The following is a 17,557-nucleotide window of genomic DNA, read 5'->3' as shown; positions in this document are numbered from 1 at the left end:
CTTCGGATCAATTGATTCCGGCATTCAGGCCGTCAACAACTGTCTGCGCAGTGACCCTCAATAAATCGAGATAGGTTGGGACCGGCCCGTCTGTCGAAGACAAGCTATCCACGTATAGCACGCCACCATAGGCCGCACCTGTTTCCCGCGCGACCTGTTCTGCTGGCGAGGTATTCACAGTGCTCTCGCAGAAAACAACGGGAATATTGTTTTTTGTCACGCCATCGATGACCGCCCGTACCTGTTGGGGCGTGCCCATCTGGTCGGCGTTCATCGGCCACAGATACAGCTCTTTCATCCCGAAGTCGCGCGCCAGATAGCTGAATGCGCCCTCGCAGGTCACGAGCCAGCGCTGATCTTCGGGAACGCCAGCAACCGCCTCCTTCAAGGGATCCAACGTTTCCCGAAGCTTGGCCTTGTAAGCCTCGGCATTCGCTTTGTAGACCTCTGCATTTTCAGGATCCTGATCGGCAAAAGCACTGGCGATATTGTCGATGTAAATCTGCGCGTTCTCTAGCCCCATCCAAGCGTGGGGGTTCGGCTTGCCTTCGTAGGCACCTGCATTGATCGCTATCGGATCGATCCCGTCGCTCAACGTGACCGAGGGGATATCCCCCAGATTCCCAAGGAACTGCTCGAACCAGAGCTCTAGGTTCAAGCCGTTCCATAAAACGAGATCCGCGTCGTGGGCCCGAACGATATCGCGAGGGGTTGGCTCGTATCCATGAATTTCTGCCCCGGGTTTGGTAACAGAGACAACTTCTGCGGCGTCACCTGCCACCTCGGACGCCATGTCGGCCAAGACGGTAAAGGTTGTCACGACCTTCATCTTATCTTCGTCCGCGGATGCTATTCCGGCAGACAACGCGAGACATGCCGCTGCTGACAAGACGCTGTTTCGGTAGGTCATAAAAACACCATTCCTCTGAACTGGATCGATTCCGCACCTCTGGCCGCACCAAAGGGTTAAACAAGAGATAAGCGTGCCACTCCAGAATGCAATTGCAAATCACTCGCAATATAAACAAAGCGTAGTCATGGCACGGTTCCGCCCAGACATGCATCGAAGTCACGTAGAAGATGCCAAGAAACTAAGGTTCAATTTCGCGAGTCTGGCAAAGAAAACGCACCTCACGCAACCTTGCGTTTCGTTATACTATCACAGAAGAATAGCAATGTACGCGGTAGTGACGCGCATTTCGACACCACAAGGATAGCCCATTATGAAAAATTTCATGTTTTCCCTTCTTGCCAGCGTGGCGGCTCTCCCCGCATTTGCAGAAGAAACCCGCGAGATGCAGGCGCACATTCACGGGGTCAGTACACTCGAATTCGCAGTCGAGGGGCAGACCGCCGAAGCGATGCTAAAAGCCCCTGGGATGGATCTGGTCGGGTTTGAATACCGCGCAGAAAGCGAAGAGGACAAAGCCGCCGTTGCCTCGGCACTGACGCAACTCCAAGACCCAGCGACCGTGCTCCTCCTTCCGACTGAAGCAGGTTGCGAACTGAGCGAGGTTGATGCACATCTTTCCGAGGACGCCGATCACCACGATGATCATGACGATCACCACGACGAAGATCACGCGGAACATGAACATGAACATGAACATGAACATGCGGATCACGAAGACGAAGACGCACACAACGAGTTCTTGGCGCACTATCACTTTACATGTGCGAACCCAGAGGCTCTGACCCAGTTGACCTTTAGCTTCTTCGACACGTTCGCACAGGCCAAGGAGGTCGATGTGACATATGTGACCGACGCCGGAGTCGGAGCCGCCGAAGCCACCCGCGACGAACCCGTGATTTCTTTGAAATGAGAGAAGCTCCCGCTCTTGCAGTGAGTGATGTCCGGTTTTCCTGGCGAGGCCAAGGTGGGTTTGAAATGCGCTGTCCCGCCTTTGAGATCGCCAAAGGGGAAACCGTGCTTCTGCTGGGTGAGAGCGGGTCAGGCAAGTCGACCTTGCTGTCTCTGATCTGCGGAATAGTGGCCGCGCAGCAAGGACATATTTTTGTCAATGGAACCGAGTTGGGCGGGCTGAGTGCAGGCAAACGGGATCGATTTCGTGCGGACCAGATCGGAGTGATCTTTCAACAGTTTAATCTGCTGCCCTACGCCACTGTGGCCGATAATATTGCCCTTCCGCTACGTTTCGCCCCAGAACGTCAACGGCGGGCGGGGAACATGACATCTGTGATTACTGATCTTTGCACTGCTTTGGGACTGCCGAAAGGCGCCCCCCAGATGAAAGCAGGCACATTGAGCGTTGGCCAACAGCAACGCGTTGCAGTCGCCCGCGCTTTGATTGGCCAGCCCCCTCTGATCATTGCAGACGAACCGACATCTGCATTGGATGCGGCCACCCAAGCGGGCTTTCTGTCTTTGCTCTTCCATCAGGTCCGCAGTGCTGGCACCTCTTTGCTGATGGTCAGCCATGACGCGCGCCTGTCCGAGCATTTCGACCGTGTGGTTCACCTGACTGACATCACATCAACCCAAAGGAACGCGACATGATCTTGCGCCTCGCCCTCGGCTCGTTGATGGCGCGCGCCTTGACGGTTGGCATGACAATCCTTGCGATCGCGCTCTCGGTCACGTTGTTCTTGGGCGTCGAGAAGATACGGACCGGTGCGCGAACCAGCTTTGCCGATACGATTTCAGGTACGGATCTGATTGTCGGCGCACGATCTGGTTCTGTTCAACTGCTGCTCTATTCGGTTTTCCGCATCGGAAACGCGACAAACAACGTCACTTGGCAAAGCTATCAGGACATCGCCGCGCGCCCCGAGGTCGACTGGAGCGTCCCGATATCCCTTGGCGACAGTCACAAACAGTTCCGCGTCATGGGCACGACGCCAGAGTTTTTTGACCGCTACCAGTATCGCGGCGACCGCTCTCTGCGCTTTGAGAGTGGTTCGGGCCTATCTGACCTCTATGACACAGTGATTGGTGCGGATGTTGCGGCCACTCTGGGGTACAAGATTGGCGATCCGATTGTCATTGCGCATGGCTTGGCCTCTTTTACCGAACACGATGACCAGCCCTTTCGCATCGCGGGCATCCTCGAGAAAACCGGAACGCCGGTTGATCGCACGGTTATCGTAGGCCTGCGTGCCATCGAAGCCATTCATGTGGATTGGCAAAGCGGTGCAAAGACCCGCAACACCACCCCTGTGGAAACGATCCGTCAAATGGATCTGACACCTACCGCGATCACAGCAGCTTTGATCGGAACAAAATCCCGCCTCCAAATTTTTGGCTTGCAGCGCTGGATCAACGAATACCCCGAGGAACCCCTGCTGGCTGTTATGCCGGCCGTTGCCTTGCAAGAGCTCTGGCAGATCGTAGGGATTGCCGAGACCGCTTTGCTCGCCGTTTCAGGGATGGTGGTTATGACTGCCCTGTTGGGGATGATGGCCATGATTTTTGCTTCGTTGAACGAGCGTCGCCGCGAAATGGCGATCTGGCGCGCAATGGGTGCCAGCCCTGCAACTATCCTGGGGCTGCTCGTGCTCGAGGCAATGCTGATGGCTGCGATTGGTGCGGCTTTGGGCATCGCGCTGATTTACGGGCTGCTCGCGATCACGAGACCCTACATTGATGCCTCCTTTGGGATCTGGCTCCCCATCGATCCGCCGACCTTGCAAGAAGCCTCTGTTCTCGCAGGTGTGATCTTGGCCGCCGCTGTTTCCAGCCTTCTGCCTGCATTGCGGGCTTACCGACTCTCGCTCGCGGATGGTATGGTGGTGAAGATATGACAAAGAGACCCTGCATTGACCGACGGACTGTCCTGACGACCCTCTGCGCTGCGGGGGCACTGCCGCACGACGCGCTGGCAGAAGCAGGGGAAACGATCACGTGGGACGATCTAATCCCGCCCGGCCTGCCTTATGGCGAAATCATCGGACCCGGTATCATCGACGAAGCGGCCGATTTCTGGCGGCCCGAATATGATGCCAATTCCTTCAAGATGAACGAGGCACTGAACGGTAAGATTATCCGTATGCCCGGCTACATCATCCCGTTAGAGCAAACCAACGCGGGCGTCCCCAGCTTTCTTCTGGTGCCCTATGTCGGTGCCTGCATCCACACCCCGCCGCCGCCGCCCAATCAGCTGGTCTTGGTCGACGCAAATCCACCTTGGCCCAATGACAACCTTTGGGACCCCGTTTGGGTGACTGGCCTTCTGAAGACCCAACTGCAATCAACAGAGCTCGCCGAAATCGGCTATCACCTGACAGCGCAACATATCGAAATCTACTCATGACGATTTCGCGCAGGAGCTTTTGCCTGACCGCACTCGCAACTCTATCGTACCCAACATTCTCGCGGGCCAAAGAGGTGATCGACCTAGAGTGGCCGGATCTGCTGCCCGCGGATGCGACAGAAGCCAAGAACCCTCTGCGAGGATTGCTGTCCCACGACGAAGCGGCTCCTGCCGCAAGCCAGCCCATATCGACAGGGGTAAAATCAGACTGGAACGGTCAGATTGTGCGCCTTTCCGGTTTCGTCGTCCCGCTAGATTACGAGGGCACCGGCCTAACCGCATTTTTATTGGTCCCGTACGTTGGAGCCTGCGTCCATGTCCCGCCTCCGCCTGCGAACCAGCTCGTGCTCGTATCTACCGAGAGGCCATACGAGAATGAAGGTTTGTTTTCGGCTGTGACGGTTACCGGGATGTTTGGGACAGCGTCCATCTCGACGCAGTTGGCCGAGGTCGGCTACGCTCTGTCAGCAGACAAGATTACGCGCTATCGCTAAAACCCCAATCGGGGAGATGTCGCTCGCACAAAGAAACGCCGCTTTTGGTAGGCCTTTCGGTCTGAGGCTTTGCGGTCTGGAATCCTAAGAGCAGACACTGGTCTGCCAGCATAGGTTCTGCCCACTTTGGCAGGGGCAATATTAATCCCGACGGGGCATCCAGTGCAGCAGTTCGACAGCCGCCGACAGTTCGGCGCGGTTCGTCGCTAGAGGCTTTGGTAAACGATCTTCGATCTGCGCGAGTTGTCGCGTGACGGTGTTGCGATGCAGGCCAAGCACCTCTGCCGTCGCCGTCATACTTTCCCCCTGTCGCAGATAGCAGCGCAACGTCTTCAGCAGCACGGGCGATACCGTCTCGCAGCGGCCCAGAACCTCGGAGACAAAGCGGCGCGCGCGCGGGACGTCCGCCATCAAAAGGGCTGGCAGCCGTGTGTCTTCGTGGCGCGCGACGCGCACCTGATCGGGCGCGGATGCCAAAACCCGCTGAGCGGCCTGCGCCGCAGCATGACTTTGCCGAAAACCGTCCAGCCCCCGCCCAAATGTGCCGACAGCGATCCGGAGATCGGGTGGGCACAGACCGTCTAGCGCAGGCAGCTCGACGCCTTCTCGGACAGGACACCAAACCCAACGGCGCAAGCTGTCGTCGTTGATTGACAACAGAGGGCCATCTCTCAGGTTTGCGAGGTTCGACACCAGTCGATCCAGCACCGAGGGCTCCATGCTGGGATCAATCCCCCAGACAATCAGCGCAAGGTGTTCCTGATCCAGACGATAGCCCAGCCGTCTTCCTGCCGCTTGGACATCAACCTCCAGCCCTTCGAGGATCTGCGTCACCAACAGGCGCCGCCTTTCAGGCGAACCCGCTGTCATATCGGCAAGGACCCGCGCGTTTTCAGCTCGGATCAAGCTGGCGGCTTCGGCGACGAAGGTGGAAATCGAACGATGCGAAAATTCCAGCACCGCACGCAGTTCTTCCGGATCTCGGGTCAGCGCAAAGACCGCCGCACTCCAGACCTGCCAAGCCACGGCATGGCCCGCCTGGAACGCCGCGAGTGCCGTCTCGCCCTGCCCGCTTCGGGCATTTTCTTGCGCAGCGCGCAGAATATCCGGTGTCGCCTCATAAGTAGGGATACGCGCAGGATCGAGAATTGTGCGGCTCAGCCATTGCTCAAGGTTGACACGGTTGGATCGTCGCACCCGCGCAGCGATGATGGGATCTTCGGTCGCGCCAATCGCCGCAACCACGGCCGCATCAAGCGCCCGCAGCCCTGTCTCATCGGCACGAGCGCGCGTCGCTGCCTCGCGCATAAGCGTGTTGCGTCGTTCCTGCGTAACCATCAGTGGCCCTCCGACATGAGCAATATGCACTATAAATTACCATGGGTGATGCATTTTGCACCTGAATTCAGGTTTCGACGGCCTCTAGGGTGAGAACAGGGAGGAATTTACAATGCTTGATACGATGTCTGAACCAGCGTTCAGCGACGTCCTAATCCTTGGTGCAGGCCTGTCCGGCATCGGGTGTGCCGCCTATTTGGCCCAGCAGCGTCCAGACACGTCTGTCCTCCTGTTGGAAATGCGCGATGACCTTGGCGGGACGTGGGACTTGTTCCGCTATCCCGGCATTCGCTCGGATTCCGACCTCTATACGTTTGCATACGGGTTCAAGCCGTGGGACCGCCCCGAAACCATTGCATCAGGGCCCGAGATAAAGCGCTATATCGGAGAGGCCGCCAGCGAGGCCGGCATCCTTGACCGCATCCGGTTTGGCCGCAAGGTCACCACCTGCGACTGGTCATCGGAACAGGCGCTGTGGACCGTAACCACTCGGCAAGCCGACGGGACCATTGAGGTATGGCGCGCACGCTGGATCTTTTCGGCGACGGGTTATTACGACTATGCTCAGGGGTATCGGCCGGACTTTCCCCACGAGGACAGCTTCACAGGTCAAATCGTACATCCGCAGCACTGGCCCGAGGGGCTGGATTATGACGGCAAGCGGGTGGCGGTCATCGGCTCTGGCGCGACCGCGGTGACGCTGCTGCCGGAATTGGCCAAACGGGCCGCCCATGTGGTGCAGGTTCAGCGCACCCCCAGCTATGTCATGCCAATTCCGGCGGTCGACCCCTTGCTCGGCCTCTTTCGCCGCATCCTGCCAAAGGACCGTGTGGCCCCCGCTCTGCGCCGCAAGAACATCTGGAAACAGAATATCGTCTACCGCCTGTGTCAGCGATACCCTAACCGCATGCGCCGACTGATCCGCTGGGTAAACCGCAAGCAACTGCCCGATGCCTATCCCGTCGACACGCATTTCAACCCGCCCTATGATCCGTGGGATCAACGCCTGTGCGCCGTGCCGGGGGGGGATCTGTTTCACGCGCTGTCAGACGGATCTTGTTCTATCGTGACCGGTGGCATCGCCCGCTTTAGGCCCGAAGGCATCGAGATGCAGGATGGTACGTTGGTCGAAGCCGATATCATTGTGACCGCCACCGGCCTGACCCTGCGGCTCATGGGCGGGGCGCAGTTCAGCATTGACGGAGCAAAGGTGCGCTGGTCCGATCACTTGATCTTCAAGGGGATGATGTTGGACGGCATTCCGAACTTCGCGATGGCGGTGGGCTATACGAACTCGTCTTGGACGCTCAAGGTCGATCTGCTGTGCCAATACTTCTGCCGCCTGCTGTCAGAGATGGAGGGACGCGGAATGGCAGTCTGCACGCCGCAGCGCCCCGAAGGCCATATGGAAACGAGACCGCTGCTGGACTTCGCGGCGGGCTATGTGAAACGCTCTATCGACACGCTGCCGCGTCAAGGGCCAGAGGCGCCTTGGGTCATGAGTTTCAACTATCGCTCGGACGAAGCGATCTTTGCCCAAGGCGCGGTGATCGAACCACAGATGCAGCTGACGCCACTGCCACAAGGGGCCCCCGCATGATCTGCGCAGAAGAACAGTTCGCCGACCTACCAAGCGGCATCCGCCTCTGTTACACGGACGAAGGCAAGGGCGTGCCAATCCTCTTGATCATCGGGCTCGGCTTTCAGCTGGTGCACTGGCCGCGCGCATTTATCGATGCGCTCATAGCCGCCGGCTATCGTGTCATCACCTTTGACAACCGCGATTCCGGGCGCTCGACCTATCTCGATGGCCCTGTGCCGAACCTGCGCCAGAAGCTGTTCAGACGTGCGCCGCCAGGTGCCTATGATCTTGGCGATATGGCTCTGGACAGTGTGGCGCTGATGGATCATTTGCGCCTAGACCAAGCGCACATCGTTGGCATGTCGATGGGCGGCATGATCGCGCAGACCATTGCCGCGCGTCACCCTGAGCGGGTGGCAAGCCTGACATCTATCTTTTCTTCCACAGGGGCGAAGAAGGTCGGCCAACCCGGTCTGCGGATGATGCTGGAGCTGTCACGCAAGCCCGCAACAGATCGAACAGCCTTTATCGAGCGCCGGATGGTATTGTCGCGTTTCATCGGCGGCAAAGGCTTCCCAGCGGACCCAGAAGAGGCGCGCGAGACCTTTGCCCTGTCCTTTGACAGGGGCGGACTGGCGCAATTTGCGGGCACAGGTCGGCAGATTGGCGCAATCATCGCTTCGGGCGACCGCACCGCTGAACTGGCAAAGATCCACGCCCCAACGCTGGTGATCCACGGTGACCGCGATCCGCTGGTCCATCCATCAGGCGGCCGCGCCACGGCGTGGGCCATCAACGGCGCACGGCACGAAACGATTACTGGCATGGGCCACGAAATCACCGCCGCACTTGCGCCGCGGCTTTCGGCGCTGATCACGACCCACATCCGAGAAATGGAAGACCCGACATGAAAGACATCTTCACCAATCGCGTCGCGGTCATCACAGGCGCGGGCAGCGGCATTGGGCGCGCCCTTGCGCTTGACCTTGCCGATCGTGGCGCACGGCTGGCCCTTTCGGACGTAGACGTTGCAGGGGTCGAAGAGACCGCAGCAGAGGCTCATCATCGCGGCGCAGAGGTAGTCGCCGATAGGCTGGATGTGGCCGACCGTGCTAGCTATGCTGCTTACAGCGAACACGTATCGGCGCGGTTCGGCAGTGTGAATATGCTGTTCGGAAATGCGGGGATTTCGCCAACCAACGACACCTATACACAGATGCCCCCCGCAGAGTTCGACAAGGTCATGGCGGTGAACCTTGACGGGGTTCTGACAGGCGCGCGGGTCTTCCTGCCACATCTCATTGCCAGCGGCGATGGGCATCTGGTGACGATTTCCAGCCTCAACGGCCTAATGGCGCAGCCGCATATGTCGCCCTATGTGACGGCGAAATTTGCGGTGCGCGGCTTCTCTGAAGCGATCCGCCAAGAGATGCTGTACGACGGCCATCCTGTCGGCGTGACAGTTGTGCATCCGGGCGGTGTGGCAACGCAAATCGCGTCGCGGCGCGCAGCAGAGATCGACTCTCTACCCGCAGACAAGCAGCCCGCCGCCCGCCGCCGCCTTCAGGTCTATCAAGAGAAACTGTTGAAAATGCCCCCAGAGGAAGCGGCACGTCAGATCCTCGATGGTATGGCGCGTGGGAAACGGCGCATTGTTTTGACCGGCAAGGCGAAACGGCTTGATCTGCTCGTGCGCCTGATGCCGGAACGCTATCCGGTGCTCGTCGCCAAGAAGATGGAGGAACTCTTTGGGTAACATTCTTGCAGGCCAATCAGCGGTGTCCCCACAGCGAAGTGCTGGGATCACGCCATCACGTCACTGGGCCGATTTCAGCCAGAAAAAGTCCGACAAACGAACAATGCCAGCATCGTTGCCGTCATTTAACGACAAGCAACACTCGCAAATGCAGTTTGTGGGCACGACAATCCTACGTCTGACACCCATAGAACAGACGGGTTCTAGAAGCCAAACAGGCGTTTCGGGTTGTCCCACAGTATCGCATTCTGGTGTCCGACCTCTGGCACGAGGTCCGCAAAAAGATCCAGAAGGGGTCCGTAATCAACCCGTGACGGGGCGCGCAGGAACGGCCAGTCTGAGCCCCAAATGCAATTTTCGACCCCGAAGGCGTCGATCAGCGCCTGCGCGAATGGTCGGGTATCTTCGAACGGATGCGGCACCTGCGAAAACTTGACGTAGCCCGAAAGCTTGATCGCTGCGCGATCTCCGCGCCCCAGATCCAGTAGGGTTTCGAATGCGGGCTGGCCAAGGCCTTTGTCAATGTTGGGCCGCCCACAGTGGTCAATGAGCAGTTTGGCGCCTGAGTCCTGTAGCATTGGCAAAATATCCAGCAGCATCGTGTCCTCGACCTGCACCTGGAGCCACATGTCCAGCTGTGCGATACGGTCGAAAAGTGCTGCGTGGCTATTATAGTAGCCCGCAGCATAGAATGGCAGGTTGATCGCAATGCCTACGATGCCTTGATCTTTCAGCTCGGACAGGTGCCCGAGACTGGCATTGTCTGGTGCGACGGCCACACCTTTCCAACGCCCACCACTGTTGGCAATCGCGTCCAGCATACAGGAATTGTCATACCCGTAGCCGCTGTTTGGCTGAACAAGCAGCGCGTGTTCGACGCGGTGCGCCGCAAAAACATGCCGCATTTGCGCGGCGGTCGCGATCTCTTGGCCCGCGGGATGGTAGGGCGATGCGGGGTCATAAGGAAAGCGCGCGGGGTCGAAAATGTGGCAGTGGCAGTCGATCTTGGGACGTTCGGAAATGGACATAGCAAGCTCGTCAAATCAAGTGGGGCAATGCGTGGGTGGCAAAAAGCCGATGCTGGAAGGTCAACCCCAACCACGGATAATCACCGCGTTCCGATCGGGCATCGCGGGCTCTAGTGTTCCCACAAAGATGCGATGGTTCATCCAGGCAAAGCGACCCTCGGGTGCGGTCACTTCGATGACGGAACGGCGATAAGGCGCAGGACCAACGGTTTCGTCAATCTTCACGCGGTTATCGATGGTCAGGATCGCCCCATCATCGGTCTGCATCTCGTAAAGTGCATGGAGCGACTTGATCCCCTCCGATGTCACCAGTTGGCGATCTGCGCCGCCGGGCAGCACCTTTCCGAACAGGCCCTCTCCGCCCGGACCTGCGAACACCTGACCGCCCGTGATCGGCACAACGTAGCGATGGCCTCGGGGGGATGGCCCCCAATCCTCGCGGGCTGCAATGTCGACCAAGGCGGTCCAGATCAACGTCAACCCCGGCGCAATGGGTGGGTGACGTGCGATAATCTCTTCTGGTGTCATTCTACCAATGCCTCTTTCAATCAAATCTTGCAGACATACCGGCAGGCCATATCCCCCACCAAGCGGCGGCGATAGGCAAGCTCGGCCTCGGACCCAAGGTCCATACCCAATGAAATCTCGGTCGACGTCCTGTTCGACACCGCGTGAAACGCCACGCCAACGATCGCAAAATACAAATCAACCGTACGAAAATCAGATCGCATGGACCCCTCTTCGACACCGCGTCGACAAATTGCCTCTAGGGCCGATAGGTTTGTCCGCGAACGCTGCCGCACGATGTCTGATTTCTGGATCGTCGATCCGCGCGCCAGATTTTCAGCCATGATCAACCGCACGAAATCTTCGTTCGCGTTAAATTTCTCGAAGGCTTCGCACGCATAGGAGCGCAGTGCCTCCATTGCACTCTGATCGCGCTGAGGAAGCTCTGAAGTCACAACAGCACGCCCCACACGGGCATAGGCGGCTTCTAGCACAGCGGTGTACAGCTCCTGCTTGCAGGCAAAGTGATAGTATATCATGCGCTTCGACGTGTCAGAGGCCTTGGCAATTTCGTTGACACTGGCACCGTCGAATCCGTGGGCCACGAACTCTTTGGTCGCCACATCGATGATATTCGCGCGCGTCACTTGCGCCCGCGCTGCGCCATCCTGATCGGCAGACAGCTTGCGCCGGCCAGATCTAGCCTTTTCCCTACCCTCTGATTTCATTGCCAAAATCCTCCCATGGGGCAGTGTATCTGCCACCAGACCTCTTGCAACGAGAAACTCTCTTTACAGAAATGAACCACGTGGTACATAAATTTCAAGCGATATCTGAATCGCGGTGTCGGGCCGAGAGGACGGCCCTGCCCGATTTGATCGCGCAACATATGTCTGGGAGGAGACACCTGTGATTACCAAGACCATTCTGGCCTGCGTGGCCGCGTGCGCCGTTGCAGCCCCTGCCTTTGCGGCTGATAAAGTCGAACTGATCTATTCGGACACCGTGTCTGAAAACGACATCCGCACCACCACCCTGCGCGAAGCGTTCGGCGGCTGCCTTGGTGATGAGTTCGAATTCAAGTCGTACCACGGCGCAACCCTGTTCAAGCAGGGCACCGAGATGACCGCCATGCAGCGCGGCAACCTCGATATGGCGAACCTGGCGATCTTTGACTTCTACAACCAGATCCCGTCGACTTCGATCCTAGGGACGCCGTTCCTGTTCCGCGACTACGAGCACATGCGCGCTGTGTATGACTCGGACGTGCTGGACGAAATGCTGGCCGAGATCGAGGAAAAGGCAAAAGTTAAAATTCTGGCCTTCCCTTACATTGGCGCCCGTCATCTGGGCTATGTCGGCGAAGAGCGTATCATGACACCCGCCGATCTGGATGGCGTCAAACTGCGTATGCCCCCGGGCGAAGGCTGGCAGTTCGTTGGCTCTGCAATGGGCGCATCGCCCGTTCCTGTCCCCTTCACCGAGGTTTACACCGCGCTTCAGACCGGTGCGATTGACGGTCAGGACAACGGCTTCCCCGCTGTTCGCAGCATGAAGTTTGACGAAGTGATCAACCACATCGGCAAAACCGCGCACCTGATCGCCGCGAACGAGTTCACCATTTCGATGAGCAAATGGAACTCGATGACCGAGGCTCAGCAGGCCAAGGTGCAGGAGTGTGCCGACAACTTCGAAGCGGCGCTGGATCAGGTCACCATTGATCAGGAAGCCAGCCTCGAGGCGGATATGGTTGCCAACGGGATCGACGTCTACAGCCCTGACAATGCGGCATTCCAGAGCCACGTGATCGAAGTCTACCAGAACTCGGATTACTCCAAAGACTGGCCCGCGGGCATGATCGACGCGATCGTCGCGGTCGGTCAGTAAGGTTACTGCACACCACTGCGGCAGGGAGGATGACCCCCTGCCGTTTTCCGCACTCTGTACAGGATCGGTCATGGACACTGTCAGGACCCTCTGGCAACGGCTTGCGGCCTTGCCCCAGCATATCAGCGCCCTGCTTCTGGGCAGCATGTTCGCTGTCTTTATCTTGCAGATCGTATTCCGTTATTTCCTGAACCTGCCCGTGGGCTGGACCGTAGAATGGGTCACCATTGCATGGGTTTGGGGCATTCTGTTCAGCTTTGCCTTTGTGATCCGCCAAGGCGACATGATCCGCTTGGACATCGTCTACAGCGCCGTACCACGGGGCGTGCGCCGAGCCTTTGACGTGTTTAGCGGCCTGATCTGCGCTGGCATCTTTATTTACACTCTGCCCGCTGCTTGGGGCTACGTCACCTTTATGGAGATCGAGCGCACAGCCTACTTGCGCTGGCCCTTTGATCTGGTGTTCGGCATCTACATCCCCTTCCACATCTCGGTGATCATCCGGATGCTACTGGTCGCATGGGGCGGTATCATGGGCTCACGCAGCCGCGACGAGGTTGATCTGCACCCGGAGACTCACGACTATGATTGATCCGTTCCTACTCTCGATGGTCCTGATTGTGCTGCTGTCGATCGCCGGACTGTCCGTTGGTCTGGCCATGATGTGCGGATCGTTCCTCTATCTGATAATGAAGGGGTATGATCCCTCGATCGCATCCGAGCAGCTGCTTCAGGGCCTGTACAATGGGTACACCTTGCTCGCGATCCCCCTGTTTATCCTGGCCGCTGACATCATGAACATCGGCTCTCTGGCCGACCGCCTGCTGAAGTTCTGTCAGGCGTTGGTGGGGCGCTTCCGAGGCGGCTTGGGCCACGTGAACGTGGTGTCCTCGGTGATTTTCTCGGGCATGTCGGGATCGGCGGTCGCTGATGCCGTGGGCATGGGCAAGATCATCATTGGCCTGATGACCCGTGATGGCAAATACACCGCCAGCTATGCCGCAGCGATCACAGCGGCCACAGCCACCATCGGCCCGATCATCCCGCCCTCGATCCCTATGGTTCTGTATGCGCTGGTGTCTGACCAATCCGTCGGCTTTCTCTTTGCGGCTGGTCTCGCGCCCGGCTTGTTGATGGCGCTGGTCATGTCACTGATGAACTATGTGATCGCGCGCCGCCGCGGCTTTCCGACCGATGACGCTGTCCCCATGTCAGAACTGCCCCGCGTGACGATGCAGGCCTTTCCCGCGCTGATGCTGCCGGTCATTCTGCTTGGCGGGATCTACAGCGGCATCGTGACCCCGACCGAAGCTGCCGCCGTTGCTGCTGCTTACGCCCTGATGATTTCGGTCATGTTGTATCGCTCTGTTACCTTCCGCGCGTTCTGGGACACGTTGGCATCAGGCGCGCGCTCGGCCGGGTCTATCGGTGTGCTGATCGCCGGATCGATCACCTTCAACTACGTGATCACCCGAGAAGATATCCCCAACGCGCTCGCCACTTGGTTGGGCAGCATGGACCTGTCGCAAACCGGCTTCCTTCTGGTGGTCAATGTCCTGATCCTTCTGCTCGGCTGTGTGCTCGAAGGTGGGGCGATCCTTCTGATCGTTGTGCCAATCCTGATCCCGGCGGTTCAGGCCATGGGGATTGACCTGATCCATTTCGGCGTGATTGCGGTCGTGAACTCCATGCTTGGCCTGATCACGCCGCCCTATGGACTGTTGCTGTTCATCACGGCCAATATCACCAAACAGCCCCTCGGAGCGATTGTCCGCGATATCTGGCCTTTCATTCTGGCACTGCTGTTCGCCTTGGGTGTGATTACCTATTGCCCTGACTTTGTTCTCTTTTTGCCTCGCCTGCTTGGCTACCAAGGCTGATCGCACAGGAGTTTCCGATGCTGAACCCGCAAATCAAAACCTTTTTGGATATCTGGGGCGAGTCATGGTCTGTGCTGCCCGCTGGCGCCCCAATTTCGGACCGTCGCCTGTTGTTCGAATACATCGCCGACAAAATGCGCCTTCCCCAACCCGAGGGGATCGAAGTCTCGACAGCCTTTGTGCCGTCAGGCGGTCGGAATGTGCTGCTGCGGATCGAACGACACCAGAGCGAAGGTGCGCAGCCCTGCCTGATCTACATGCATGGCGGAGCGTGGATGCAGGGCAGCCCCATGACCCACGCTGATATCACCAGCCGGATCGCCGCCGCGAACGGGCAGACCGTGATCAGCGTGGACTATGCTCTGGCGCCCGAACACCCCTTCCCCAAGGCGATCCACGAAGTCATCGACGTGGCCCGCTGGGTTCACGAGAATGCCGAAACCCTTGGCATTGACCCCGCCCGGATCGCCATTGGTGGCGACAGCGCTGGCGCAAACCTGGCCGCAGCGGCGTGCCTAGAACTGCGCGGGACGGATGCCGCACCGATGGCGCAGTTGCTGGTCTATCCTTGTGTCCATTTCGAGATGTCCCTGCCCTCCTATCAGGAAAACGCAGACGGCCCCCTGATCCGGACCAAGGACATGCCCGGCACCAACCTGATGTATTGCGGGTCCGAAGCGAACCTGAAGCACCCCCTCGCCGCGCCCCTCCACGCCGAAAGCCACTCGGACCTGCCACAAGCCTTTATCGCCGTCGCCGAACACGATCCGTTGCGCGACGATGGTTATGCCTATGCCGACAAGCTGCGCGCCGCCGGAGTGCCCGTCGCATTCGACACAGGCACTGGATTGATCCACGGTTACCTGCGCGCGATGGAGCATTGCGATGACACGCGCACCAAGCTTGATGCAATGGCGGCTTGGCTGAAGCGCTGCTACACCTCCTGAGATTTCCAAGCCGCAAGCGCTCATCATAATTCTGAACATCGCTACCAAGCGGGTCACAAAGCTACCTTGCTTTGCGCCAACTGAGGCAACAGTGTTGCATATGTGTAGAATATTGGCCGCTTCCGAGAAGAGCGGCTGGTGTCAGGGAGAATGTGATGAGCCTAATCCAGTCTGTTGATGTCCGACACTTTCAAGTGCCTCTTACGGAGGTTCTTGTTGACGCAAAGCATGGCAGTCATTCGCACTTTGAAATTATTACTGCGACAGTCCGGCTTACCGACGGAACAGAGGGTACGGGCTACACCTATACTGGTGGGCGTGGGGGCAGTGCGATCGCGGCGATGATCCGGGATGACCTTGCACCTTTTGTGGTGGGACGGGACGCGACTGATGTTGAAGCGCGCTACGAAGAAATGCTCTGGCATCTTCATTATGTGGGCCGTGGTGGCGTCGCCTCATTTGCGATTTCGGCGGTAGACATTGCGCTTTGGGATGCGAGGGGAAAACGCACGGGCGAACCGCTCTGGAGAATGGCAGGCGGGGCCGGCAAACGGTGCAATGCCTATGGCGGAGGGATTGATCTTAATTTCAGCCTGCCAAAGCTTGAAAGGCAAGCGGAGTCCTTTTTGGCGCGCGGCTTGAACGGCGTAAAGATCAAAGTCGGTCGACCGGAGGTTTCAGAAGACATCGCTCGCGCAAAAGCCATCCGAAATGTGATAGGCAACGACAACGCCCTGATGGTTGATGCCAATTACGCGCTCACAGTCGAACAGGCGATCCGTGCCGCAGAGGGCTTTCGCACGGTAGATGTACTGTGGTTCGAAGAGCCGATCATTCCCGACGATTACAAAGGCTATGCCCGCATCGCCAAAGCGGCAGGAGTGCCGCTGGCCATGGGGGAAAATCTACACACCATTCATGAATTTGACATGGCTTTCGAAGATGCTGGGCTTAGCTTTATCCAACCTGATGCCTCGAATTGTGGCGGCATAACCGGCTGGCTACAGGTTGCCAATCGTTCACTAAAGGCAGGTATTCCGATCTGTAGTCACGGGATGCAGGAACTCCATGTGGGGCTGGTTTCGGCGCGTCCGAATGCAGGTTGGCTTGAGGTCCACAGCTTTCCGATAGACGACTACACAAAACGTCCTCTGGTGATAGAGGATCATCAAGCAGTGGCAGCCGACGAGCCCGGCATTGGTGTAGAATTTGACTGGGCTCGTCTTGCGCGTTTTGAGCGCTCTTGATCACGTCTTTTACCAACGAAGAGATATGGGTTAACTGGGGACATCGACAAGACAGAGCGGTAGCGCCAGTCGATCTGAGCGCCCGTTTATGTCTCCGTCGTTTCCCCTGATATCGATTGAGGAGACAGGCGCCCTTCCCAATCTTCTCAAGCTCTATCCTGAGCCTAGGACGGCACATTTACATCAACTTTGGCCTCAAAACTGATTGGGCCAGTCGGGGTGCGGACTGCGCCATAAGGCCAGAAATTGTCGCGATTTCCCGCTGAGGCGGCGTGTAGAAGCCCCAAAATGGGGTGTTTGCAGACAGGCGATGGTTCGGGTAGCGCTGCAGCACTTGGCAGGCCATAGCATGCGTTGGATCAAGAAGCCGAGCGGTTAGGCCGCGCAATCCGGCGACCTTTGCAAATAGTTGTGCGCGGAACCCGTAATGCGTACAGCCAAGAAAAAGGCCGATGCTTCGGTTTGTTGGCGTGCATGATGGGATGTGAACGGCGGAGCAATACTCGGCCACGGTAGCGACGGCATAGTGTTGTCGCGGGCGGCGTAAAAGTCGTCCACTTTTGCCCTTTCGGATTTCGGGAGGGCTTGGGGATATACACCGTGGACTTGTATTTGAAGGT

At 58.2% G+C, this 17,557-nt stretch carries 18 protein-coding genes; 13 read left to right on the top strand and 5 right to left on the bottom strand.

Annotation, left to right across the window (positions count from 1 at the left end; all coding sequences use genetic code 11):
• Positions 1-7: 7 nt before the first annotated feature.
• Complete coding sequence (locus AB9K37_RS08145) at positions 8-910, bottom strand: metal ABC transporter substrate-binding protein (RefSeq protein WP_369836997.1); 903 nt, start codon at positions 908-910, stop codon at positions 8-10.
• 313 nt (positions 911-1,223) lie between these two features.
• Between AB9K37_RS08145 and AB9K37_RS08140 the strand changes: the two genes are divergently transcribed.
• The 5 genes from AB9K37_RS08140 to AB9K37_RS08120 all read left to right on the top strand — a co-directional run bounded on the left by AB9K37_RS08140 (position 1,224) and on the right by AB9K37_RS08120 (position 4,765).
• Positions 1,224-1,823: a DUF2796 domain-containing protein gene (locus AB9K37_RS08140; protein WP_369836994.1), complete on the top strand. Its 600-nt coding sequence runs from the start codon at positions 1,224-1,226 to the stop codon at positions 1,821-1,823.
• A gap of 65 nt (positions 1,824-1,888) precedes the next feature.
• Positions 1,889-2,518 carry an ABC transporter ATP-binding protein gene (locus AB9K37_RS08135; RefSeq protein ID WP_369836992.1) on the top strand — a complete coding sequence of 210 codons (630 nt, stop codon included), beginning with the start codon at positions 1,889-1,891 and terminating at the stop codon, positions 2,516-2,518.
• Positions 2,515-3,762 carry an ABC transporter permease gene (locus AB9K37_RS08130; protein ID WP_369836989.1) on the top strand — a complete coding sequence of 416 codons (1,248 nt, stop codon included), beginning with the start codon at positions 2,515-2,517 and terminating at the stop codon, positions 3,760-3,762. Before AB9K37_RS08135 ends, AB9K37_RS08130 begins: the two co-directional genes overlap by 4 nt.
• Positions 3,759-4,271 (top strand): DUF3299 domain-containing protein, encoded by a 513-nt coding sequence (locus AB9K37_RS08125; RefSeq protein ID WP_369836987.1) that lies wholly within the window; start codon positions 3,759-3,761, stop codon positions 4,269-4,271. The genes AB9K37_RS08130 and AB9K37_RS08125 overlap by 4 nt, the downstream gene beginning before the upstream one ends.
• Positions 4,268-4,765 (top strand): DUF3299 domain-containing protein, encoded by a 498-nt coding sequence (locus AB9K37_RS08120; protein WP_369836984.1) that lies wholly within the window; start codon positions 4,268-4,270, stop codon positions 4,763-4,765. Before AB9K37_RS08125 ends, AB9K37_RS08120 begins: the two co-directional genes overlap by 4 nt.
• A 141-nt stretch (positions 4,766-4,906) precedes the next feature.
• Here the strand turns inward: AB9K37_RS08120 and AB9K37_RS08115 are convergent, their stop codons facing one another.
• A complete protein-coding gene (locus AB9K37_RS08115) occupies positions 4,907-6,103 on the bottom strand; it encodes a PucR family transcriptional regulator (protein WP_369836982.1) in 1,197 nt (398 codons plus the stop codon).
• Positions 6,104-6,215: 112 nt separating this feature from the next.
• Between AB9K37_RS08115 and AB9K37_RS08110 the strand changes: the two genes are divergently transcribed.
• From AB9K37_RS08110 to AB9K37_RS08100, 3 genes are read left to right on the top strand one after another with little or no spacing between them, the layout of a single operon-like run.
• Entirely contained in the window at positions 6,216-7,703 is a 1,488-nt protein-coding gene (locus tag AB9K37_RS08110) for a flavin-containing monooxygenase (RefSeq protein ID WP_369836979.1), read from the top strand.
• Positions 7,700-8,596 (top strand): alpha/beta fold hydrolase, encoded by an 897-nt coding sequence (locus AB9K37_RS08105; RefSeq protein ID WP_369836976.1) that lies wholly within the window; start codon positions 7,700-7,702, stop codon positions 8,594-8,596. The genes AB9K37_RS08110 and AB9K37_RS08105 overlap by 4 nt, the downstream gene beginning before the upstream one ends.
• Positions 8,593-9,441, top strand: coding sequence for an SDR family NAD(P)-dependent oxidoreductase (locus AB9K37_RS08100; protein WP_369836974.1), 849 nt, complete (start codon positions 8,593-8,595; stop codon positions 9,439-9,441). The genes AB9K37_RS08105 and AB9K37_RS08100 overlap by 4 nt, the downstream gene beginning before the upstream one ends.
• A gap of 203 nt (positions 9,442-9,644) precedes the next feature.
• Here AB9K37_RS08100 and AB9K37_RS08095 read toward each other — a convergent pair whose 3' ends face one another.
• The 3 genes from AB9K37_RS08095 to AB9K37_RS08085 are packed head-to-tail and all read right to left on the bottom strand — an operon-like array spanning position 9,645 to position 11,704.
• Positions 9,645-10,469: an amidohydrolase gene (locus tag AB9K37_RS08095; protein WP_369836971.1), complete on the bottom strand. Its 825-nt coding sequence runs from the start codon at positions 10,467-10,469 to the stop codon at positions 9,645-9,647.
• Positions 10,470-10,529: 60 nt separating this feature from the next.
• Positions 10,530-10,997 (bottom strand): DUF3237 domain-containing protein, encoded by a 468-nt coding sequence (locus AB9K37_RS08090; protein WP_369836968.1) that lies wholly within the window; start codon positions 10,995-10,997, stop codon positions 10,530-10,532.
• 20 nt (positions 10,998-11,017) lie between these two features.
• Complete coding sequence (locus AB9K37_RS08085) at positions 11,018-11,704, bottom strand: TetR family transcriptional regulator (RefSeq protein WP_369836966.1); 687 nt, start codon at positions 11,702-11,704, stop codon at positions 11,018-11,020.
• Between the two features lie 181 nt (positions 11,705-11,885).
• Between AB9K37_RS08085 and dctP the strand changes: the two genes are divergently transcribed.
• From dctP to AB9K37_RS08060, 5 genes are all read left to right on the top strand, one after another.
• Positions 11,886-12,863, top strand: coding sequence for a TRAP transporter substrate-binding protein DctP (dctP, locus tag AB9K37_RS08080; protein WP_369836964.1), 978 nt, complete (start codon positions 11,886-11,888; stop codon positions 12,861-12,863).
• 70 nt (positions 12,864-12,933) lie between these two features.
• Positions 12,934-13,455 (top strand): TRAP transporter small permease, encoded by a 522-nt coding sequence (locus AB9K37_RS08075; protein WP_369836961.1) that lies wholly within the window; start codon positions 12,934-12,936, stop codon positions 13,453-13,455.
• Complete coding sequence (locus AB9K37_RS08070; protein WP_369836958.1) at positions 13,448-14,743, top strand: TRAP transporter large permease; 1,296 nt, start codon at positions 13,448-13,450, stop codon at positions 14,741-14,743. Before AB9K37_RS08075 ends, AB9K37_RS08070 begins: the two co-directional genes overlap by 8 nt.
• Positions 14,744-14,760: 17 nt before the next feature.
• Entirely contained in the window at positions 14,761-15,690 is a 930-nt protein-coding gene (locus tag AB9K37_RS08065; RefSeq protein ID WP_369836955.1) for an alpha/beta hydrolase, read from the top strand.
• A 155-nt stretch (positions 15,691-15,845) separates the two neighbouring features.
• A complete protein-coding gene (locus tag AB9K37_RS08060) occupies positions 15,846-16,937 on the top strand; it encodes a mandelate racemase/muconate lactonizing enzyme family protein (protein ID WP_369836952.1) in 1,092 nt (363 codons plus the stop codon).
• Positions 16,938-17,557: the final 620 nt, after the last annotated feature.

The sequence above is a fragment of the Donghicola sp. XS_ASV15 genome, assembly GCF_041224595.1.
Lineage (GTDB): Bacteria > Pseudomonadota > Alphaproteobacteria > Rhodobacterales > Rhodobacteraceae > Donghicola.
This window is presented reverse-complemented; position numbering and strand designations above follow the sequence as displayed.